General features: G+C 70.8%; 21 protein-coding genes, 1 pseudogene and 1 riboswitch. Of the genes and pseudogenes, 17 read left to right on the top strand and 5 right to left on the bottom strand.

Annotated features, from left to right (window positions below; genetic code table 11):
• A pseudogene (locus tag RT323_RS11585) lies at positions 1-895 on the top strand (hypothetical protein); the annotation flags it as partial.
• Positions 896-1,193: 298 nt separating this feature from the next.
• On the top strand, positions 1,194-3,035 hold the full coding sequence (locus tag RT323_RS11580) for a phosphoenolpyruvate carboxykinase (GTP) (RefSeq protein WP_313408482.1): 1,842 nt from the start codon (positions 1,194-1,196) through the stop codon (positions 3,033-3,035).
• A gap of 129 nt (positions 3,036-3,164) precedes the next feature.
• Here the strand turns inward: RT323_RS11580 and RT323_RS11575 are convergent, their stop codons facing one another.
• Positions 3,165-5,141, bottom strand: coding sequence for a peptidoglycan DD-metalloendopeptidase family protein (locus RT323_RS11575; RefSeq protein ID WP_313408480.1), 1,977 nt, complete (start codon positions 5,139-5,141; stop codon positions 3,165-3,167).
• A 140-nt stretch (positions 5,142-5,281) separates the two neighbouring features.
• Here RT323_RS11575 and RT323_RS11570 point away from each other — a divergent pair, with 140 nt between their 5' ends.
• The gene (locus tag RT323_RS11570) at positions 5,282-5,860 is read left to right on the top strand and encodes a copper resistance protein CopC (RefSeq protein ID WP_313408479.1); all 579 of its coding nucleotides are present in this window, start codon (positions 5,282-5,284) and stop codon (positions 5,858-5,860) included.
• Positions 5,847-7,805: a cytochrome c oxidase assembly protein gene (locus tag RT323_RS11565; protein WP_313408477.1), complete on the top strand. Its 1,959-nt coding sequence runs from the start codon at positions 5,847-5,849 to the stop codon at positions 7,803-7,805. The genes RT323_RS11570 and RT323_RS11565 overlap by 14 nt, the downstream gene beginning before the upstream one ends.
• Before the next feature lie 70 nt (positions 7,806-7,875).
• Here the strand turns inward: RT323_RS11565 and RT323_RS11560 are convergent, their stop codons facing one another.
• The gene (locus tag RT323_RS11560; protein ID WP_313408475.1) at positions 7,876-8,493 is read right to left on the bottom strand and encodes a superoxide dismutase; all 618 of its coding nucleotides are present in this window, start codon (positions 8,491-8,493) and stop codon (positions 7,876-7,878) included.
• A 135-nt stretch (positions 8,494-8,628) separates the two neighbouring features.
• Between RT323_RS11560 and RT323_RS11555 the strand changes: the two genes are divergently transcribed.
• The 9 genes from RT323_RS11555 (at position 8,629) to RT323_RS11515 (ending at position 14,066) form a co-directional block, all read left to right on the top strand.
• Positions 8,629-9,315, top strand: a complete 687-nt coding sequence (locus RT323_RS11555; protein ID WP_396172302.1) for a CDP-alcohol phosphatidyltransferase family protein — start codon at positions 8,629-8,631, stop codon at positions 9,313-9,315.
• A complete protein-coding gene (locus RT323_RS11550; protein WP_313408470.1) occupies positions 9,312-10,115 on the top strand; it encodes a DUF881 domain-containing protein in 804 nt (267 codons plus the stop codon). The genes RT323_RS11555 and RT323_RS11550 overlap by 4 nt, the downstream gene beginning before the upstream one ends.
• Complete coding sequence (locus RT323_RS11545) at positions 10,112-10,444, top strand: small basic family protein (protein ID WP_313408468.1); 333 nt, start codon at positions 10,112-10,114, stop codon at positions 10,442-10,444. Before RT323_RS11550 ends, RT323_RS11545 begins: the two co-directional genes overlap by 4 nt.
• Positions 10,437-11,129, top strand: coding sequence for a DUF881 domain-containing protein (locus RT323_RS11540; RefSeq protein WP_313408466.1), 693 nt, complete (start codon positions 10,437-10,439; stop codon positions 11,127-11,129). The genes RT323_RS11545 and RT323_RS11540 overlap by 8 nt, the downstream gene beginning before the upstream one ends.
• Before the next feature lie 23 nt (positions 11,130-11,152).
• On the top strand, positions 11,153-11,530 hold the full coding sequence (gene gcvH, locus RT323_RS11535) for a glycine cleavage system protein GcvH (RefSeq protein ID WP_313408463.1): 378 nt from the start codon (positions 11,153-11,155) through the stop codon (positions 11,528-11,530).
• A gap of 131 nt (positions 11,531-11,661) precedes the next feature.
• Positions 11,662-12,051 carry an FHA domain-containing protein gene (locus tag RT323_RS11530; protein ID WP_313408485.1) on the top strand — a complete coding sequence of 130 codons (390 nt, stop codon included), beginning with the start codon at positions 11,662-11,664 and terminating at the stop codon, positions 12,049-12,051.
• Entirely contained in the window at positions 12,048-12,764 is a 717-nt protein-coding gene (locus tag RT323_RS11525; RefSeq protein WP_313408461.1) for a MerR family transcriptional regulator, read from the top strand. The genes RT323_RS11530 and RT323_RS11525 overlap by 4 nt, the downstream gene beginning before the upstream one ends.
• Positions 12,765-12,780: 16 nt before the next feature.
• Positions 12,781-13,248: a bifunctional nuclease family protein gene (locus tag RT323_RS11520; protein ID WP_313408458.1), complete on the top strand. Its 468-nt coding sequence runs from the start codon at positions 12,781-12,783 to the stop codon at positions 13,246-13,248.
• A gap of 242 nt (positions 13,249-13,490) precedes the next feature.
• Positions 13,491-14,066 (top strand): MerR family transcriptional regulator, encoded by a 576-nt coding sequence (locus tag RT323_RS11515; protein ID WP_313408457.1) that lies wholly within the window; start codon positions 13,491-13,493, stop codon positions 14,064-14,066.
• 12 nt (positions 14,067-14,078) lie between these two features.
• On the opposite strand, the gene RT323_RS11510 is transcribed toward RT323_RS11515, so the two are convergent.
• Complete coding sequence (locus RT323_RS11510) at positions 14,079-14,729, bottom strand: CatA-like O-acetyltransferase (RefSeq protein ID WP_313408455.1); 651 nt, start codon at positions 14,727-14,729, stop codon at positions 14,079-14,081.
• Between the two features lie 41 nt (positions 14,730-14,770).
• Positions 14,771-14,856: riboswitch (glycine riboswitch) on the top strand.
• A 62-nt stretch (positions 14,857-14,918) separates the two neighbouring features.
• Between RT323_RS11510 and gcvP the strand changes: the two genes are divergently transcribed.
• Complete coding sequence (gene gcvP, locus RT323_RS11505; protein WP_313408452.1) at positions 14,919-17,750, top strand: aminomethyl-transferring glycine dehydrogenase; 2,832 nt, start codon at positions 14,919-14,921, stop codon at positions 17,748-17,750.
• Position 17,751: 1 nt separating this feature from the next.
• Here the strand turns inward: gcvP and RT323_RS11500 are convergent, their stop codons facing one another.
• Positions 17,752-18,504, bottom strand: a complete 753-nt coding sequence (locus tag RT323_RS11500) for a serine aminopeptidase domain-containing protein (RefSeq protein ID WP_313408449.1) — start codon at positions 18,502-18,504, stop codon at positions 17,752-17,754.
• 37 nt (positions 18,505-18,541) lie between these two features.
• On the opposite strand from RT323_RS11500, the gene RT323_RS11495 reads away from it, so the two are divergent.
• The 3 genes from RT323_RS11495 to RT323_RS11485 are packed head-to-tail and all read left to right on the top strand — an operon-like array spanning position 18,542 to position 19,766.
• Positions 18,542-18,904: a hypothetical protein gene (locus RT323_RS11495; RefSeq protein ID WP_313408446.1), complete on the top strand. Its 363-nt coding sequence runs from the start codon at positions 18,542-18,544 to the stop codon at positions 18,902-18,904.
• Complete coding sequence (locus RT323_RS11490) at positions 18,897-19,292, top strand: hypothetical protein (RefSeq protein WP_313408443.1); 396 nt, start codon at positions 18,897-18,899, stop codon at positions 19,290-19,292. Before RT323_RS11495 ends, RT323_RS11490 begins: the two co-directional genes overlap by 8 nt.
• A gap of 6 nt (positions 19,293-19,298) precedes the next feature.
• Entirely contained in the window at positions 19,299-19,766 is a 468-nt protein-coding gene (locus RT323_RS11485) for a hypothetical protein (protein ID WP_313408440.1), read from the top strand.
• Here the strand turns inward: RT323_RS11485 and cobA are convergent.
• The coding region (gene cobA, locus RT323_RS11480; RefSeq protein WP_313408437.1) for a uroporphyrinogen-III C-methyltransferase at positions 19,723-20,550 on the bottom strand (828 nt) is incomplete at its 5' end. The two genes, RT323_RS11485 and cobA, sit on opposite strands and share 44 nt — an antisense overlap.

Here is a 20,550-nt window from a genome sequence, read left to right as displayed (position 1 = left end):
TGCGGCGGTTCGCGTCCTGGGAATGGCGGTGCTCGGCGCCCTCGCCGCCGCTGCCGCCCTGCTGCTGTGGGCGTGGGCCCGCGGCAGCTCGCCGGCCGACGTGTTCGACGCGCTCTTCGCGTTCCGGCTGCGTGCCGCCGAGGTCATGTCCGTCACGCCGTCGAGCGCCGCTCCAGAACGGCGCGGCGAGGTGTGGGCCAGGTCCGTGATCACGGGGCAGGCCGTCCTCGTCCTCGCGGTGCTCCTGGCGCCGTGGTGGCGTCGCTTCCGCTCGCCGGCCGCGGTCGCGCTGGCGATCACGACCGCCTACGCGTGCTTCTCGATCTCGGCCGGCGGCAGCTGGTGGAGCCACTACCTCGTGCAGCTGGCCGTGCCCCTGTCGGTGGGCGCCGGACTCATCGCCACGCGCTCGCGCCGGTTCGTCCCGCTCGTCGTGGCGTACGGCGCCGCGGCAGCCGTCGTGGGCGTCGTCGTCATGCGGCCCCTGCTGGTGACCGAGGGCTGGGAGGTGACCGCGGGCAGGATGATCTCGCAGGTGGCCGAGCCGGCCGACACGGTCGTGAACGCGTGGGGTCGGCCTGACCTCGTCCTGGCGGCGGGGCTCGAGTCGCCCTACGAGCACCTGTGGAGCCTCCCGGTCAGGACCGACGATCCGCACCTGACGCGGTTCCTCGAGATCCTCGACGGACCCGACGCGCCGACGTGGCTGGTCACCCCGGGATCGCTGCGAGCGCCCGGCGTCACGCCCGATGCCGCCGAGGCGGTCGTGGAGCGGCTCTACCGCACGGTGGCGACCGTGTGCGGGCGCGAGATCCTGCTGCGCCGGGACGTCGAGCGCCCGGCGCCCCCGGCACCGCGCGATGTCGAGTGCAAGCCCTCCGAACGGTGGCGTTGAGGTCCATCGTGGAGAGTCGCCTCCCGGGCTCGGCGTGCAGCGCGGCTGACGCTCGGGCCCCGGTGCGCCAGCGCCTCGCGGTGCGCCGGTTCCGCCGCCATGGCGTCGCCACTGGTTCGTGACACCGGGTTACAGCGCTGTGGTCCATCCCACAGGGGCGCGCGGAGAGTGAGCCTTTCCGCGCGGTAAGGTCGCGGTAATCTCCGGATGGCGCGTCGCCGATTGGCGGTGCTCTTCGGAAAAATCTTGGTGAACGGGGCCGGCCGGCGGGCCGGTCAGGAGAGGACAAGGCAGACCGATGGTCGACGTGGACAAGGTCCTGGACGAGGCGGGGTTGAAGAACCCCCACGTCCATGAGTTCGTGAAGCACTGGGCGGGAATCACCCAGCCCGATCGCATCGAGGTCGTCAGCGCAAGCGATGACGCCCGGCTCCTGCAGGAGTCTCTCGAGGCGGGCGAGCTCGAGCCGGCCGGCGAGGGCCTCTACTACTCGCAGAGCTACCACAAGGACACGGCCCGCTCCGAGGAGCGGACCATCGTCGCCACCAGCGACCCGGCGGACAAGGGCGTCTACAACAACTGGCGTCACGCCGACGAGATCAAGCCCGTCGTGATCGGCAACATGACCGGTGCTTCGCAGGGCAAGACGATGTACGTCATCCCCTACCTGATGGCCGCTCCCGGCTCGCCGCTCGAGGCGTACGCCGCCGGTGTCGAGCTGACCGACAACCGCAACGTCGTCCTGCAGATGATCCGCATGGCGCGCGTCGGTGTCGACCTGTTCGAGAACCTGAAGGATCCCGAGAGCTTCGTCCGCGCAGTCCACGTCACGGGCGACCTCGAGAACCTCGGCCAGGGCACGCCTGAGGACAAGCGCTACTTCGTGACCGTCGCCGACGAGCGCACGATCCTGCACTTCGGCTCGTCCTACGGCGGAAACGCGCTCCTGGGCAAGATCGCCCACGGCCTGCGCCAGGCGAACTGGGACGGCTGGGCGTCGCGCAAGTTCCTCGCCGAGCAGTACATGCTCATCGCGATCCAGGACAAGCAGACCGGCAAGAAGTACCACATCGCCGGCGGCTTCCCGAGTGCCTCGGGCAAGACCAACCTGGCCATGATGGTCGCCCCGGGCGCGCTCGGCGAGCGGTACTACGTCGAGTTCTTCGGCGACGACATCGCGTGGCTGTGGGTCGGCGACGACGGCAAGCTCTACGGCATGAACCCCGAGTACGGGGTGTTCGGCGTCGCGATCGACACCAACGCGATCACGAACCCGAACGCGCTCGCCGCCGTCGAGGAGGGCACCGGCGCGATCTTCACCAACACGGCGTACAACGTCAACACGAACGAGACGTGGTGGGAGGGCAAGTCGCCCGACTACCCCGAGGACGTCGAGGGCTGGCGCGACTGGAAGGGCCACCTCATCTCCGAGCGCCCGGCCGCCGAGCAGCGCAGCAAGGACCACGTGTGGGCGCACCCGAACTGCCGCTTCACCTCGACGATGTCGAACGTCCCCAACGAGTCGCCCGATTACGACGACCCGGCCGGCGTGCCGATCGACGGCATCATCTACGGCGGCCGCACGCGTGACCGCGAGCCGCTGATCCGCGCGATCGAGGATCCGGCCGAGGGCGTCTACGACGGCCTGACGCTGGGCGCCGAGGCCACGGCCGCGGCCGAGGGCGTCGCCGGACAGCTGCGCTACGACCCGATGTCGATGCGTCCGTTCCTGGCGCTGCCCGAGGGTCGCTACGCCCAGCACTGGCTCGACATCCTCGACCAGGTCACGGACAAGCCGCTGTTCGCGCACGTCAACTGGTTCCAGCGCGATGCCGACGGTGGCTACCTGTGGCCCGGCTACAGCGAGAACCTGCGCGCCCTGCTGTGGATGATGGACTACCGCGAGGGTCGTGTCACCGGCACGAAGACCCCCGTGGGCGTCGTCCCCACCAAGGACGAGCTGAACCTCGACGGCCTCGAGATCGACGATGCGGTCCTCGACCAGCTGCTGGCGATCGACGTCGACCGCTGGAAGCAGGAGATCGACCTGCGCGAGGCGCACCTCAAGGCGTTCGACGGTCTGCCCGAGCGGATCTGGGAGGCGCACCGCCGCGTCGCCCAGGACCTCGACCAGGCCTGAGCACCCACGAAGGGCCCCACCGGATTCCGGTGGGGCCCTTCGTCATGTCCGGGGTGCGGGGGAGCGGTGACTCAGCGTCCGTTGGTGGCTGGGTTCGGACGCTCATTCACCGCCCACCCTCAGCCACCGTCAGGGACGCAGCGACCAGGCGCCCGCGCCTTCGTCGCGCAGGCCCAGCGCCGTGGCGCGCTTGGCGACCCAGGCCCGCTGGGCCTTCGTGAGCGAGCCGAGCTCGAACCTGGTGCCCCAGCCGTACGGCGAGGTGCCGGGGATGTCGACGAGGTCGCCCTCGGGACCGCGCTGGATCTGGCCGACGATGTCGCGGTAGCCGGCCGTGAACTCGAGCCGCTCGTCGAAGGTGCGCCGGAACCCGCTGGCGAGCCGTTGCGCGCGCTTGCCCACGTCGCAGCGCAGCAGCACGCCGCCCACGTCGCACATCACGCCACGGGGCACCTGGCCGTTGCTGTAGCCACCCCAGCCGGTCCCGCCGCCGGCGTTGGCGAGGAACTGGACCAGGACGGGCATCGGGTCGATGAACTCGCCGTTGACCTGGATCTCGAAGTGCAGGTGCGGCCCGGTGGAGTTGCCGCGCGAGCCGACCAGGGCGATCTCGTCGCCGGAGTTGACGGTCTGGCCGTCCTCGACCAGCACCTGCGAGGAGTGGGCGTACCGCTCGGCCGTGCCGTCGGGGTGCGAGATCGTGATGAGGGTGCCGGCCCAGCCGACCTCCTGCAGACTCACCGTTCCGCCGCGCGAGGCGTAGATGGGCGTGCCGGTGGGGGCGGAGAGGTCCTGGCCGGTGTGGGTGGACTGCCACAGGCTGCCGCCCATGCCGAACCCGGCCGAGATGCCGTACGTGCCCTGCTTCAGCGGGAACGTCCAGCCCTGGCGGGTGGCCGCGACGGGCTTGGTCGCGTTGCAGACGGTGGGGGCCTTGGCCGACGTGGGCTTCGGCGGCGTGTTCCGACCGGCGCCCAGTGAGGGACGGGTGATCGCGTAGGGCTTGGCCGGGAGCAGCGAGACGCCGACCTGGCCGCGGGTCGCCGGCGCGTCGATCATGCGGCCGTCACCGATGTACACGCCCACGTGGTGGACGCCCGACGCCCGGTTGGCACTGAACACGAGGTCGCCGCGCTTGGGCGCGTTCGTCCTCACCTTCACCGTGCGGGCGTACAGCTGTGCGGGTGTGCCGGTCAGGTCGTAGCCGCCCTCGACGCGGACCACGCCGCCGCAGCTCCAGGCCGGAGCGGCGTTCTTCGCGTCGTAGTCGTCGCCGATGCGGGCCACGAGCGCGTCGACCATGCGGACCGTCTGCCGGGGGAGCACCTCGACCGTGCGAGACCCCACCGTGGCCGTGCGGGCCCCACCGGACTTCACGAGCCGCGAGGCCGGGGGAGTGCGGACCCCGAGGCGCTTGAGCTGGGCCTTGTACCGCCGCCACGAGCCGATCGCCGCCGTGTTCCACGACTCCTGCTCTGTGCGCGTCTCCGGCAGGCCCTGCGGGGTCGACGACGCGCCGAGACCGAGGTCCTCGGCGAGCTCGCCGATCTGCTTCAGCTGCCGCTTGGCGGTGGCCTCGGACCTCTCGGCCGAGCGCGTGGCCCGGTCGGCTCGCTTCTGCAGCACCTGGGCGGCGTCGAAGGCGCGCTTGGCGTCGCCGAGGTGACCCTCCTGCGCCTCGGTGATCTGCTCGCTGCTGAAGACCCCGGTGATGAGGTCGACGGGGTTCTCGGCCGCCGCGAGCGCCGAGAGGCGCTGGGCGAACGGGTCGCTGTTCGGTGACATCGCGTAGTCGACGACCTGCGCGACGTAGGCGCGGGCGAGGCTGCGCTGCCGGTTGGCGTCGCGGGTGACCTGCGCGGCCTCCTTGCGCAGGTCCTCGGCGACGCTGAGGTTCGCCTCGTAGCGCAGGGCCAGCGTCGTCAGCTGGGCGATGGCGCTCGGGGCGATGGCCAGGGGGTCGGGAACGTCGAGCGTGGGGGAGGAGGTGGTGGGCGTCGGGCCCGTCGACGGCGATGTCGTGGGGTCGGCGGCATGGGCCGCGGTCGGGCCGAGAACACAGGCCAGAACCGTCGCCCCGGCGATCACCCGAGTCCAACGCGTCAACGCACTACCTCCATCCGTGAGTGAACCACGCTCTCCAACCCCCTGTTCACACAAACCCCATTGTTCACACCGCTCGTGCCACGCCTGATGGCCCGGTCGGGCCAGGAGGGCCGTCATCGGGCGCCGGATAGGCTGGGATCGTGCGTCTACTCCGTGTGCTTCCCCTGGTTCTCGTCGCTCTCCTCGCCCTGGCCGGTCCCGCTGCCGCCCACACCTCGCTGGTCTCGACCGACCCCGGCGATGGCACCACCGTCGACGCCGCCCCCGAGCAGGTGGTCCTCACGTTCAGCGAGAACCTGCGCGAGCCGTCCGAGGCCAGCCTCATGGTCGACGGTGACGCGGTGGATGCCGACGTCGTCGTCGACGGACCGCGACTGGTCGTCACCGCGGCGCAACCGGCCGAGGGCGCCCATGAACTCAACTATCGCGTCGTTTCCGCCGATGGGCATCCCGTGACGGGCACGACGACGTTCACCGTCCGCGCCAGCGGGGCCGCTCCCGCGGTGGAGCCGACCGCCTCCGAGCCCACGGTGCCCGCACAGTCGTCCGAGCCGGCCACGACCGGCTCCGGCGACGAGCCGGCCGACACCGACACCGACGCTGACAGCGGCGGCACGCCCGTGTGGCTGTGGATCGTGCTGGGCGCGGTCGTGGTGCTCGGACTCGGCGCCGTCGCCGTGGTCCGTGCGCGTGCCGGATCCCGCGATGATCGTTCCTGAGCGCCCGGCCCGCGTCGCGGGGGCCGTCCTCGGCCTGGGACTGATCGCCCTCGTCGGACTGCTGGTCCTCAGCGGCTCGGACCCCCAGCCGATGCCCGTGGGCCTGCAGGATCCCGGACCCGTCGTCGGCTGGGCGCTGCCCATCTCGCGCCTCGGCTCGGACCTGTTCGCGGTCGCCGCGGTCGGCTTCCTGCTGGCCGCCGTCGTGCTGCTGCCGTCCGGTGACCGGCTCGAGGGCCTCTCCGTCCAGGCGGTGCGCCTCGCCTCGCGGGCGGCCTGGCTCTGGTTCGCGGCCGCCGTGCTGCACTACTGGGCCAACGTCGCCGACCTGTACGGACGCCCCTTGGCGCAGGTCGAGGTGGAGCAGCTCATCGACTACTCGCGCCTCTTCGCGACCGGACGGGGCCTGCTGGTGAACGTGCTCGCCGCGCTCGTCGTCGCGCTGTGGGCCCGCTGGACCTTCGCGGTCCGCCAGTTGGCCGTGTGCATCGTGCTGGCGCTCGTGGGCGTGGGCGCCGTCGGCCTGACCGGCCACTCGGCCTCGGCGGGCTCGCACATGCTGGCGACGGCGAGCCTCGTGCTGCACCTCGTCGGCGTCGTCGTCTGGGTCGGCGGGCTGATTGCCCTCTCTTGGGTGGCGCTGCGGGGGAGTCGTCGGCTCGAGCCCGCGGTCGAGCGCTATTCGGTGCTTGCCACTTGGGCGTTCGTGATCGTCGCGGCCTCGGGGCTGGTGAACGCGATCGTCAACCTGGGCTCCTTCGGCGGACTCGACTCCACCTACGGCTTCCTCGTGGTGATCAAGGTCGTCGCCCTCGTGGCGCTCGGCCTGTTCGGCGTGGCCCAGCGGCGCCGGCTGCGCCGCAAGTCGTCCGGATTCGCGCGGCTGGCGGTCTTCGAGGTCCTGCTGATGACCCTCACGATCGTGGTGGCCGTCGTCCTCGGGCGCACGGCCACGCCGATCGGCGAGGACGTGCTCACGACTCCCGCGGAACTGTTGCTGGGCCGCGCCCTGCCGCCCGAGCCGACGTGGGGTCGCGTGTTCGTCGGCTTCGCGCCCGACGGTGTCGGCCTGTCGATCGTCCTGCTCGGCGCCGCCCTCTACATCGCCGGACTGGTCGTCCTGCGTCGCCGCCGCGACAGCTGGCCCGTCGGACGGACGATCAGCTGGTTCGCGGGGCTCACGGTCATCGCGTGGGCCACGTTCGGCGGTCTCGGTGCCTACTCCGCGGTCATGTTCAGCACGCACATGATCTCGCACATGATGTTGTCGATGATCGCGCCGATCTTCCTGGTCCTCGGCGCGCCGATGACGCTCGCGCTGCGCACCCTGCCCGGGCCGCGCCAGCGCGGCGAGCACTCGCCGCGCTCGCTGCTGCGCGACGCGCTGCAGTCACCGGTGTCGCGCTTCTACACGCACCCGATCGTGGCGGCCGTGATCTTCATGGGGACCCTCTACGCGGTGTACTTCACGGGCCTGTTCGAGGCCATGATGCGCACGCACTCGGGGCACGCCTTCATGGAGGTGCACTTCCTGCTCTCGGGCCTGTTGTTCTACTACGTGATCATCGGCGTCGACCCGGCCCCGCGGCGGCTCGGCGCGCTGGCCCGCTTCGGCGTGCTCATGCTGTCGGTGCCGTTCCACGCGTTCTTCTCGGTGGCCATCATGTCGTCGAACGTGATCGTGGCGGAGTCGTACTACCGGGCACTCGAGCGCCCTTACGCCACGGACCTGGCTCAGGACCAGTACCTCGGCGGCGGCATCGCGTGGGCGATGGGCGAGGTGCCGCTGCTGCTGGTGATCGGCGCGATCTTCATCCAGTGGTTCCGCTCCGACGCCCGCGAGGCGCAGCGCAGCGACCGTGCGGCGGACCGGGACGACGACGCCGCGCTCGAGCAGTACAACGCCTACCTGGCCGGACTGCGCGAGGACCAGCCCCGGCGCTGACGCAGCGGTCCCGCGAACGCAACGGCCCGGCCACCCGCGAGGGTGACCGGGCCGTTCGTGCCGGCAGGCGTCAGAAGATGATCTGACCGCCGCTGGTGGCCGCCGTGAAGCGCTCCTGGGCGTCGGCCCAGTTCGCGATGTTCCAGAACGCCTTGACGTAGTCGCCCTTGACGTTGAGGTAGTCGAGGTAGAACGCGTGCTCCCACATGTCCAGCTGCGAGATCGGGATCAGCGTCGCCGGGATGTTGGACTGCTGGTCGTAGAGCTGGACGATGACCAGCTTCTGGCCCAGCGTGTCCCACGCCGTGATGGCCCAACCCGAACCCTGGATGCCCAGGGCGACCTGCTCGAACTGCGCCCGGTAGGCGTCGAACGAGCCGAAGTTGTCGTCGATCGCGGCCTGGAGCTCACCGGTCGGCTTGTCGCCGCCGTCCGGCGAGAGGTTCTTCCAGAAGATCGAGTGGTTGATGTGACCACCGAGGTTGAACGCGAGGTTCTTCTCGAGCAGGTTGATCGTGTCGTACGACTCGTTCGCCCGCGCCTCCTCCATCTTGGTGAGCGCGGTGTTCAGGCCGTTGACGTAGTTCTGGTGGTGCTTGCTGTGGTGCAGCTCCATGATCTTGCCCGAGATGTGCGGATCGAGTGCCCCGTAGTCGTAGGGCAGGTCCGGCAGGGTGTAGTCGGCCACGCGTCCTCCTGTGAGTCGTTCGTCAATGTCGTCTTCAGAGTCAAGGCCCAGTCTGTCAGTTGTGTTCCCCACCGCAAGGTCCGCCCGGCCGGTGGGACCCACGGCGGTAGGCTGTGCGTCGTGGCAGGCAACCGAATCCGCCGGAACGAGGGCGAGTCCGAGACCGTCGCATCCGCGACGCCACCCGTCTCGGCGACCCCGCCCGTCCCGTCGACCCCCGCGAGCGAGGCGGCTCCGCAGGCCAAGGCCTCGGTGCGCAGCGAGTGGTTCACGGTGCCCAACCTGCTGAGTGCCATTCGCATCCTGCTGGTCCCGGTGTTCCTGTGGCTCGTGCTGGTGCCCGAGGAGGACCTGATGGCGATCGGCGTGCTCGTCGTCTCGGGCATCACCGACTACCTCGACGGCAAGATCGCTCGCGCCACGGGCACGACGACGCGCCTGGGCGCGATCCTGGACCCCGTGGCGGACCGCCTCTACATCCTCGCGGTCGTCGTGGGCCTGGGGCTGCGCGGGATCATCCCGTGGTGGCTCGCGGTGATCCTGCCGATGCGCGACGTGCTGCTGTTCTCGCTCGTGCCGTTCCTGCGCACGCGCGGCTTCAGCGCCCTGCCCGTGCACTTCCTGGGCAAGGCCGCCACGGCGGGCCTGCTCTACGCATTCCCGCTGCTGCTGCTCGGTGACGGCGACGGCGCGGTCGCAAACCTGGCACGCGTCTTCGGGTGGGCGTTCACGATCTGGGGCGTCGGCCTGTACTGGTGGGCCGGCATCCTCTACGCGTTCCAGCTGCGCCGCCTGCTGGCCACGACGCCGCGGGTGCGATGAGCCTGGTGACGGGGGAGGAGCCCGGCGCCCGCGAGGCGGAGTCGATCCTCGAGCGACTCGCCGCGACGGCCCTCGATGACGACTACTACGTCCAGCACGACACCCCTCCCAGCTCCCTCTCGCGGGTCCTCACGGGTGTGGTCGCGGCGCTCTTCGGCCTGCTGCTGACGGTCGCCGCGGTGCAGACGCGCAACGACCGCCCCGCCACCGAGGCCGAGCGCGACGCGCTGGTCGAGAACATCCAGCTCCGCCAGGACCTCGTCGACGGCAAGCAGGAGTCCGCCGAGCGGCTCCGCGAGGAGATCGCCGACCTGCAGGCCGCCTCCGTCGACGACAACCCGGGCACCACGGCGCTGAAGATCGCGGCCGCCGCGCTGCCCGTCGAGGGACCGGGAATCGTCCTGCAGGTCCAGTCGTCCGAGGACGAGGACCAGCCCGCGGGCCGACTCACCGACACCGACGTCCAGCTCGTGGTCAACGGCCTGTGGCTCGCCGGGGCCGAGGCCGTCGCCGTCAACGGGCACCGCCTGACGGCGACCTCGGCCATCCGCTCGGCCGGCGAGGCCATCACCGTCAACTTCCGGTCCGTCACCGAGCCGATCGTCATCTCGGCGATCGGTGACGACGAGACCCTGCTCAACCAGTGGGAGCAGGGCCCGTCCGGCCGATATCTGCAGGAGCGTGGCGAAGCCGCCGGCATCGAGTACCGCGTGCAAAGATCTGACGATGTCGAACTGGCGGCCGCCCCCGAGGCGCGGCTGTCCGTCTCGGCCGAGCCCCTGAGGAGGAGCACGTCGTGATCCCGGTCATCGGACTGGTCGTCGGTGTGACGATCGGACTGCTCCTGCAGCCGACCGTCCCGGCCGGCCTGCAGCCCTACGTCCCCATCGCCATCATCGCGGCCCTCGACGCCGTGCTCGGTGCGGCACGCGCCCTGATCGAAGGTCGCTTCGACGACCGGGTCTTCGTGATCTCGTTCGTGTCCAACGTCGGCATCGCCGCCGTGATGGTCTTCCTGGGCGACCAACTGGGTGTGGGGTCCCAGCTCTCGACGGGAGTCATCGTCGTCCTCGGCATCCGCATCTTCGCCAACGCCGCCGCGATCCGGCGGTTGATCTTCCATGCGTGACGCGTGGCGTCGCCGCTCGGGCCTGGTCGTGGCGGTGCTGATCGGCGTGCTGGCCTTCACGATCACGGTCCAGTGGAACCAGGGCGACGAGACCGAGGACTTCAGCGGCGTGCGCGGCGTGGAACTCGCCGAGCTGCTCAAGTCGCTCGACGCGACGAACGCCCGCCTCAACACCCAGATCGAGGAGCTGCGGACGACCCGCGACGACCTGCGCGACTCCACCGAGAGCTCGGCCGAGGCCCAGAAGGCCGCCATCGAGCGCGCCAACGCGCTGGCGATCCTCGCCGGCACGGTCGGCGCCCAGGGGGAGGGGATCGAGATCACGATCACCGCCCCGGCCGGAGCGGTCACGGCATCGGTGCTGATCGACGCCGTCCAGGAGATGCGTGACGCGGGCGCCGAGGTGATCGCCCTCAACGGCGTCGCGCGCGTCGTCGCACAGACGTGGTTCCTCGACGACGACTCCGGGGTGCGCGTCAGCGGCCGCGTCCTCAAGCCGCCCTATGTCATGGAGGTCATCGGCGATCCCGAGACGCTCGCCGACGCCGTGACGTTCCGCGGCGGACTGGCCGACCGGGTCGAGAGCCGCGGTGGCGAGGTCGGGGTCGAACGGCGCCGCGAGATCCAAGTGACCGCCGTCGCCGACGCCCCCGAGCCCCAGTACGCTCGACCTGCGAGTGACTGACCCGCCAGACATGGAGGACGACCGTGATTCCTGAGGACCTCTTCTACAGCGAAGAGCACGAGTGGGTGCGCGTCGAGGACGACGTCGCCATCATCGGCATCACCGACTTCGCGCAGGACCAGCTCGGCGACATCGTCTACGTCGAGCTGCCCGCCGAGGGCGACTCCGTCGAGGCCGGCTCCGTCGTGGGCGAGCTCGAGTCGACCAAGTCGGTCTCGGACGTCTTCGTGCCGGTCTCGGGCGAGGTCATCGCACGCAACGACGCCCTCGAGGCGACCCCCGAGGTCATCAACTCCGATCCCTACGGAGAGGGGTGGCTGCTGAAGGTCCGCGTCACCGACGAGGACCCCACGGCGGCCCTGCTCAGCTCCGAGGCGTACTCGGCCCTGGTGACCGGCTGACCGGTGCCCACGCGGGGTGTAGGTTGGTGTCGTCAGAACCCTGAACCCCCACTTGAGCCGACCCTCAAGCCCCACGTGAGACGGAGTTGATCACGTTGACGACGCCGGATGGTATCGACGAGACCAACTACATCCCGGTCATCGACGCCGACACCGAGGAGATGTCCGCCGCGGACGTCTTCGCCGTCGAGAACCTGCCCGCGGGCAACGCGATGCTGCTGGTGCAGCGTGGCCCCGAGGCCGGCTCGCGGTTCCTGCTCGACCAGGACCAGGTCCTGGCCGGTCGTCACCCGTCCAGCGACATCTTCCTGGACGACATCAGCGTCTCTCGCCGTCACGCGACCTTCAGCCGCCGTGGCGGCGGCTACGTCGTGAGCGACCTCGGCAGCCTGAACGGCACCTACGTCAACCGCGACCGGATCGACGGCGACATCCCGTTGTCCGGCGGCGACGAGGTCCAGCTCGGCAAGTACCGTCTCATCTACTTCCCCGGCACCGTCGTCTCCGAAGGTGGTCAGTGAGCGAGGAGAAGGCCCAGCGCGAGCAACTGCTCGGCATCGGCCAGGTCATCGCCGAGCTCTCCGAGGAGTTCCCGGACATCTCGCAGAGCCGCATCCGCTACTACGACGAGCAGGGTCTCGTCGAGCCGCGGCGTACGCCGTCGGGCTACCGCAAGTTCACCTACGGCGACGTCGAGCGACTGCGGTTCGTGCTGCGCATGCAGAAGGACCGCTACTGGCCGTTGAGCCACATCCGCCAGGTCCTGGACCAGATGGACACCGGTGACGTGCCGGACACCGAGCTGCGCGCCACCTTGCGCGTGCCGCAGGTGACGCTGGCGGCCGACGGCTCGCCGACCGCCCGCTCGATCACCGAGGGTGCGGGCACGACCCGCATGACGCGCGACGAGCTCATCGACGCGGCCCAGATCACCTCCGAGGTCCTCGACGAGATCGAGCAGTTCGAGCTGATCCGCCGCCGACCGAGCCAGCGCTACTACGACGCCGACGACCTCGTCGTCGCCTCGCTCGTGGGCCAGCTGTCCTCGCTCGGCCTCGAGCCACGCCACCTGCGTGGCTTCCGCAGTGCCGCCGACCGCGAGGTCGGGCTCCTCGACCAGGTCGTGCCCCCGGCCACGCGTCACCAGCCCGGCGCTGCCGCCGAGCTGGCCGAGCTGGCGGCCCTCGCCGTCCGGCTCCACACCGTCCTCGTGCGTGCCGGGTTGCGCGGCTGAATGTCGGTGGTGTGCCGTGCGTGAGCTCGAGATCGTCGGAGTCCGGGTCGAGATGCCGACCAACCAGCCGCTGGTGCTGCTGCGCGAGTTGGAGGGCACGCGGTACCTGCCGATCTGGGTCGGAGCGATCGAGGCCTCGGCCATCGCGTTCGCCCAGCAGGGGACGATCGCGCCCCGCCCGCCGACACACGCGCTGATGGCGTCGCTCATCGAGGCGCTCGGCGACGAGCTCACCGAGGTGCGGATCGTCGACGTCCGTGACGGCGTCTTCTTCGCCGAGCTGGCATTCGCCGGCGGTGCCGTCGTGGACGCGCGTCCGTCCGACTCGATCGCGCTCGCCTTGCGTACCGGGGTGCGCGTCGTGTGCGCCGAGGACGTGCTGGACGTCGCGGGGTTCGCCCAGACGCCCGACGAGGACGAGGAGGTCGCGAAGTTCCGCGAGTTCCTGGACCACGTCGATCCTGAGGACTTCGAGAAACCCTGAACCGAGACTTGAAGGTTCGCAACCATCAAGTCTGGGTTGAGACTTCAGCGAGAGCCCTGAGGCGTCCCGCGGACCACACGGAGGTGTCACAATGGGAGGCCGGGAACATTTGCCGCGCGACACGCGCGTCGGTGCGTGCGTCGAGCGACTCTCACCTTTAACTTGAGGGTACGCAAGACCACAGCGGTGTGGTTCTCTTGTCGTGGGAGGCCGGTCCGACCGGCAGCCAGGAAGGCGTGATCATGATCGAACCTCGTGACGAGGCAGCAGAGGCGCAGGCACACGCCAGCGCCCAGGGCCTGTTGTTCGACGACGACCTCGCGCCCATGCCCCAGGACACGGGGTTCCGCGGTCCCACGGCATGCAACGCCGCCGGCATCACGTACCGCCAGCTCGACTACTGGGCCCGCACCAAGCTCGTCGAGCCCACGGTCCGCTCGGCGACCGGCTCGGGCACCGCACGCCTGTACTCCTTCAAGGACATCCTGCTGCTCAAGATCATCAAGCGTCTGCTCGACGCCGGTGTCTCCCTGCAGCAGATCCGCACGGCGATCGACCACCTGCGCGAGCGGGGCACCGAGGACCTGACCCAGGTCACGCTCATGAGCGACGGCGCCAGCGTCTACGAGTGCCGCTCCGCCACCGAGGTAATCGACCTGCTCCAGGGCGGTCAGGGTGTCTTCGGCATCGCCATCGGCGGGGTCTGGAAGGAGATCGAGGGCACGCTCCACGAGCTGCCGACCGAGCGCGCCGAGGCCGACGTCACCGTCGCCGGTGACGAGCTCGCCGCGCGTCGCGCGGCCCGCAAGACCAGCTGAAACCGCGGGGCGTCAGCCCAACCAGGACGGATTGCCGGCCAGCGCCCTGATCTCGCTGAGCAGCCGGCCGGTGTGGAAGCCGTCCGCTGCCGCGTGATGCACCTGGATCGCGAGGGGCAGCAGGATGCGGTCGTCGCGCTTGACGCGCCGTCCCATCGTGAAGATCGGCAACAGGTGATCGCCGCCGTCGCGAATCTGCAGCGTGAAGCCGGTGAAGGACGTCCACGGGACACCCGAGACGTCGAAGCAATGGGGCGGCAACGGTCCCTGCGGGAACATCGTGGTGCTGTCGCGGTGCGTCTCGAGCAGCTCGACCACCGTGTCGTGGAAGCGAGCGAAGTCCTCGTCGAACGGGGCCGTGACGCACGCGAAGGTCTCGCGCTCGGGATTGAACACCGTGAAGGCCGGGTCCACGCGGGGCCACACCGCGGGGCGGCCGTCCGGGTCCAGCGTCATCCGGAACTCCTCGTGCCGGTTGACGGCCGCGGCCAGCGCCCAGATCTGTGCCGGGTACGTCTTGCGGTACGCCCGCCGCAGCGCGGAGACGGCGGCCGTCACGTCGATCTCCGTCGTGATCGCGTAGTCGCACGGCACCGTCCGCAGGTAGTGCTCGAAATGCTCGCGACGGGGCCAGGACTCGAGATCGATCAGCGTCGGTTCCACCGGGCCAGCATCTCATCTGCCTTGCTAGACTGCAGGTGCTGTCGAACCGTGCGGGAGAGTCCCGTCAGGGCGCCGAAGGGGCAATTCCTCCCCGGAACCTCTCAGGCCACCGGACCGTACGTCACAGGCAACTCTGGAGGCACGCCGACAGAGGGGGAGGGTACTCGTCGTCGAGCCCTCGGAGCCCTCATGTCGCAGCGCCAGCCCGCCACCACCTTCGCCGACCGTCACATCGGTCCTCGTGCCACCGACCAGGCCGCCATGCTGCGCCGCCTGGGGTACGACTCTCTCGATGCCCTGATGCAAGCGGCGGTGCCGGACGGCATCCGGACCGCGCTCGACGGACTGCCGCCGGCCGCCAGCGAGACCGAGGCGACCGCACGCCTGCGTGAGCTGGCCGACCGCAACTTCCCGGGCGTCCCGATGATCGGCCTGGGCTATCACGCCACGACCACGCCGGCGGTCATCCGCCGCAACGTCCTCGAGGACCCCGCCTGGTACACGGCCTACACGCCCTACCAGCCCGAGATCTCGCAGGGCCGGCTCGAGGCGCTGCTCGCGTTCCAGACCATGGTCGAGGACCTCGCGGGGCTGCCGACCGCCAACGCGTCCCTGCTCGACGAGGGGACCGCAGCTGCCGAGGCGCTCACGCTCATCCGCCGCGCCGACCGCAAGCGGACCGACCTGCCCGTGGTGGTCGACGACGGCCTGCTTCCGCAGACGCTGGCCGTCCTGCGCACCCGCGCCGAGGCCGTCGGCCTGCCGCTGGTCGAGGCCGACCTGCGCGACGGTATGCCCGAGGGGGACTTCAGCGGCGTCATCATCGCCTACCAGCGTGCCGACGGCACCGTGATCGATCCTGAGGGCGTCATCTCCGCGGCCCACGAGGGCGGTGCCCTGGCCGTCGTCGTGACCGACCCGCTCGCGCAGGTACTGCTGCGCTCACCGGGCAGCCTGGGTGCGGATGTCGTCGTCGGCTCCACCCAGCGGTTCGGCGTCCCGCTCTTCTACGGCGGACCGCACGCCGGCTTCATGTCGGTCCGCGCCGGCCTCGAGCGCCACCTTCCGGGCCGCCTCGTCGGCGTCTCGGTCGACTCGGCCGGCCGCCCCGCGTACCGGCTGGCCCTGCAGACGCGCGAGCAGCACATCCGTCGCGAGAAGGCCACCTCCAACATCTGCACCGCGCAGGTGCTGCTGGCCGTCGTCGCCGCGATGTACGCCGTCTACCACGGCGCCGAGGGCCTGCGGGCGATCGCGCAGCAGGTCAACGGCCACGCCACGCGGCTGGCCGCAGGACTGCGCGCCGCGGGGATCGAGCTGGCGTCCGACCGCTTCTTCGACACCGTCACGGCGATCGTGCCGGGCCGCGCGCGTGAGGTCGTCGCGAAGGCCCGTGAGGCCGGCATCCACCTGTGGCGCTTCGACGACGACCGCGTCGGCATCGCGGTGTCCGAGCCGACCACGCCCGATCACCTCCGGGCCGTGCTGAGCGCCTTCGGGGCGGGCGACCTGCCCTCCGAGGGCGACGCGTCGCTCGAGGACGGCTGGCTGCGCCAGGACGAGATCCTCAGCCACCCCATCTTCGTCGAGCACCGCAGCGAGACGCAGATGCTGCGCTACCTGCGCCGCCTCAGCGACCGCGACTACGCACTCGACCGGGGCATGATCCCGCTCGGCAGCTGCACCATGAAGCTCAACTCGACCACCGAGATGGAGCCCATCAGCTGGCCCGGCTTCGCCGACCTGCACCCGTTCGTGCCGGCCGAGGACGCCGCCGGCATGATCGAGGTGGTCGAGACGCTCGAGTCGTGGCTCGCCACGGTCACCGGCTACGCGGCCGTGTCCGTCCAGCCCAACGCGGGTTCGCAGGGCGAGTTCGCCGGCCTGCTCGCGATCCGCGAGTACCACCGCAGTCGCGGTGAGGACCAGCGCGACGTGTGCCTGATCCCCAGCAGCGCGCACGGCACGAACGCGGCGTCCGCCGTCATGGCCGGGATGCGCGTCGTGATCGTCAAGGCGACCGGCGCGGGCGAGGTCGACCTCGACGACCTGCGGGCGCAGTGCGAGACGCACGCCGACGACCTCGCGGCGATCATGGTGACGTACCCGTCGACGCACGGCGTGTACGAGCACGGCATCAGCGAGCTGTGCGACATCGTGCACCAGCACGGCGGCCAGGTCTACGTCGACGGCGCCAACCTGAACGCGCTGCTGGGGCACGCCCAGCCCGGCCAGTTCGGCGGCGACGTGTCGCACCTCAACCTGCACAAGACGTTCTGCATCCCGCACGGTGGCGGCGGCCCCGGCGTCGGTCCGGTCGCCGTCGGCGAGCACCTCGTGCCGTTCCTGCCCAAGCACCCGTTCCACCCCGACGCCGAACGCCGTCAGGACCTCGGCACGATCAGCGCGGCTCCCTACGGGTCGGCCGGCATCCTGCCGATCCCGTTCGCCTACGTCGCGATGATGGGCGCCGACGGCCTGACGGACGCGACGTCCGTGGCCGTGCTGGCCGCGAACTACGTCGCCGCCCGCCTGGGCGACGCGTTCCCGGTCCTGTACGCCGGCGAGAACGGCCTCGTGGCGCATGAGTGCATCCTCGACCTGCGCGACATCACCAAGGCGTCGGGACTGAGCATCGACGACGTCGCGAAGCGCCTCATCGACTACGGCTTCCACGCCCCGACGATGAGCTTCCCCGTGGCGGGCACGCTCATGGTCGAGCCGACCGAGTCCGAGGACCTGGCCGAGCTCGACCGCTTCTGCGAGGCGATGCTGGCGATCCGCTCCGAGATCGACAAGGTCGCGACGGGGGAGTACGACGCGCAGGACAACCCGCTCACCAGCGCACCGCACGCGGCCCACGAACTGGTCGACTGGACCCATCCGTACCCGGTCGCCGAGGGCGTGTTCCCGGCCGGATCGACCCAGGACAAGTACTGGCCGCCGGTCGGTCGCATCGACAACGCCTACGGCGACCGCAACCTGGTGTGCTCGTGCCCGCCCGCGGAGGCGTTCGCCTGAATCAGGACTGTTGCTTGGCCCACCACGTGACGACCCGGTCCACCACCGGTCGTGGGTGACGCGCCCACATCACGTGGTGGGTCGAGCCGCCCTCGGGCGCCAGCTCGCGGGCGTACTCCCAGCGGGTGAGCGCCCCGGGCTCGACGAGCGTGCTCTCGAACAGCCGCGCCGCCGGTGCCACCGAGAACCCGTCGCCTGCCAGCTGCACCGCCAACGTGGGCCGGGTGATGCGCGTGTCGACCCGGTAGGGCGGACGCCCGGTCCACACGACCCTGGCCCACTCGCTCATGAGCGTGCGGGCGCCCGGGGCGCCGAACCACGGCTTCGGCACGTGTCCCCGCACGCGCGAGAGCACCGGGACCGCGAGGGCCATCGTGCGCATCCCGACACTCGTCGCGACGGGGTAGTGGCGGAAGTGGGGCAGTGACACACCGACCAGGACGAGTCCGTCGGCGGGGCGGGGGCCGATCTGCACGGCGCCGCTGAGCTGGCCGCCGAGGCTGTGGCCCAGCAGCAGCACCGGACGGTCCGGGCCGGACGCACGGGCGGCGTCCACGGCGGTCTGGGTGTCGGCGATCTCGTCGGCGTAGGACCAGTCGTGTCTCCGGGACGCGCGCGGCTGCTCCCTCTCGAACCCGCGCCGGGGCAGGGCGCGCGCCGACCAGCCCCGGTCCTCGAAGGCCTGCACGAGCGGGCCGTAGAACGAGGAGGACACGGCCATGGCCGGCGAGATCAGCACGATCGGGGTGGTCACCGGCCCATCATGCCAGCGTGAAACACTCGATCCCGACATGCCTGACGCCCTGGTTTACGCGACCTCCGCCGCCGCGCTCGCCGCCGCCGTGTTCGCCGCGTGGCACACCGTGAGGTCCTACCGGTTCAGCAACCCCCTCCTGTACGCGATCACCGCCGTCGAGGCGCTGCTCGTGGTTGCGCTCGTGTGGGGGATCGTGGCCGTCACGGACACTGACCGCGATGTCGAGAAGGCGCTGTTCCTGTCCTACCTCGTCACCACGGTGCTGATCCCGCCCGCGGCGGTCCTGTGGGGCGTGGGCGACAAGTCCCGGTGGGGGACGGGCGTGGTGGCCGTCGGCCTGTTCACCGTCTCGGTCATGCTGATCCGCACGCACCAGATCTGGCTCGGACATGGCTGAGCACGGCGAGACCCAGCACGGGTTCGGACGGGCCCTCGTGGCCGTGTACGCGGTGTTCACGATCGCGGCGACGTCTCGGTCGATCTACCAGCTCGTCACGAAGGCCGACGAGGCGCCCGTCGCCTACGCGCTGTCGGCCGTCGCGGGGATCGTGTACGGCCTGGCCACCTGGGCGCTCGCCACCAGCAACCGGCGCGTCGCCACCGCCGCGATCGGCTTCGAGCTCGTGGGCGTGCTCGGAGTCGGCGTGCTGAGCCTGGTCGACGGCGAGCTCTTTCCCGACGAGACCGTCTGGTCGGCCTTCGGGGCGGGCTACGGCTACGTGCCGCTCGTGCTGCCGTTCGTCGGCCTGTGGTGGCTGCGACGCACCTCCGGCGCGGTGGACTGAGTCCCGGTGACGCGCGCCTACGAGTTCCGGTCCGTCTGGGACGTCGCCGAGCCGCCGGACCGCTTGTGGCGCACCCTCGAGGAGCTGCTCAAGACCGACGACCCGATGCCGTGGTGGGACGCCGTCACGGTGACGGCGCACCGCGGCGAGGAGATCGACCTCGTCGCACGCAGCGCGTTCGGCTACCGCCTGCGGTTCACGGTCCACGACCTGGACCTGCGACCGCTCGAGACGATGGCGTTCAGCGCACGCGGAGACCTGGAGGGTCACGCGCTGCTCGTGTTCGCCCCCGCGGCCGCCGGGCGCACGCGGCTCACGATCGACTGGCACGTGGACACGACGCGGCGATGGATGGTGCGGGCCGAACGCGTCCTGCGGCCGGTGTTCGTGCTCGCGCACGACCTCGTCATGCGCTCGGGCGAGCGGCGCCTCAATCGATGGCTGGCGCAGCGAGGCCGACCACGTCGCCGATGACGGTGATGGCGGGGGAGCGAGCCGCGCTCGCCCGGTCGGCGATCGTCGCCAGCGTCCCGAAGGTCGTGCACTGGTCGGGCGCGAAGCCACGCTCGATCACGGCGGCCGGCGTCGCGGGGTCGTGACCGGAGGCGACCAGCTCCTCGGCCGTCCTGCGCAGCCGCTTGACGCCCATCAGCATCACGATCGTGTGGTCGCCGCGACGGGGGAGCGAGCCGAGCTCCTCGTGTCCCGTGACGACCGAGAACCCGCGCGCCACGCCGCGGTGGGTGACGGGGATCCCGGCGGCCGCCGCCACCGCGATCGCGGAGGTCACGCCCGGCACGACCTCGACCTCGACACCCGCCTCGCGGCACGCGATGAGCTCCTCGCCGCCGCGCCCGAAGACGTACGGGTCGCCGCCCTTGAGGCGCACCACGACCTTGCCCTGCCGGGCGCGGTCGACGAGCAGCTGGTTGATCTGCTCCTGCGGGATGGGGTGGTGGTCGGGCTGCTTGCCGACGTCGATCACCTCGACGTCGGGCGCCAGCTCGGCCAGCACCGACTGCGGCGCCAGGCGGTCGAAGACGACGACGTCGGCCTCGGCCAGCAGTCGGCGGCCGCGGGCCGTGAGCAGTCCGGGATCCCCGGGTCCGCCGCCGACGAGTGCGACGAATCCACGAGCGTGCGTGCGGTGGCGCAGGGGCAGGTCTCCCGCCTGCAGCGCGGTGGCCACCGCGTCGCGCAGCCGGACGGCGCGACCGGCGTCGCCCAGGTAGCGGAACCAGGGCATCGCGATGCCGGC

The sequence above is a fragment of the Aeromicrobium sp. genome (assembly GCF_032084975.1).
GTDB lineage: Bacteria > Actinomycetota > Actinomycetes > Propionibacteriales > Nocardioidaceae > Aeromicrobium.
Note: the sequence above shows the minus strand (reverse complement) of the source record. Positions and strands in the feature narration are given on the sequence as shown.

Excerpts from the sequence above, each read along its gene's own strand:
- RT323_RS11495 (WP_313408446.1), top strand. The coding sequence starts at position 18,542 with ATGCCTGACGCCCTGGTTTACGCGACCTCCGCCGCCGCGCTCGCCGCC.
- RT323_RS11515 (WP_313408457.1), top strand. The coding sequence starts at position 13,491 with ATGATCGAACCTCGTGACGAGGCAGCAGAGGCGCAGGCACACGCCAGC.
- RT323_RS11565 (WP_313408477.1), top strand. The coding sequence starts at position 5,847 with ATGATCGTTCCTGAGCGCCCGGCCCGCGTCGCGGGGGCCGTCCTCGGC.
- RT323_RS11540 (WP_313408466.1), top strand. The coding sequence starts at position 10,437 with ATGCGTGACGCGTGGCGTCGCCGCTCGGGCCTGGTCGTGGCGGTGCTG.
- RT323_RS11490 (WP_313408443.1), top strand. The coding sequence starts at position 18,897 with ATGGCTGAGCACGGCGAGACCCAGCACGGGTTCGGACGGGCCCTCGTG.
- gcvP (WP_313408452.1), top strand. The coding sequence starts at position 14,919 with ATGTCGCAGCGCCAGCCCGCCACCACCTTCGCCGACCGTCACATCGGT.
- RT323_RS11580 (WP_313408482.1), top strand. The coding sequence starts at position 1,194 with ATGGTCGACGTGGACAAGGTCCTGGACGAGGCGGGGTTGAAGAACCCC.
- RT323_RS11550 (WP_313408470.1), top strand. The coding sequence starts at position 9,312 with ATGAGCCTGGTGACGGGGGAGGAGCCCGGCGCCCGCGAGGCGGAGTCG.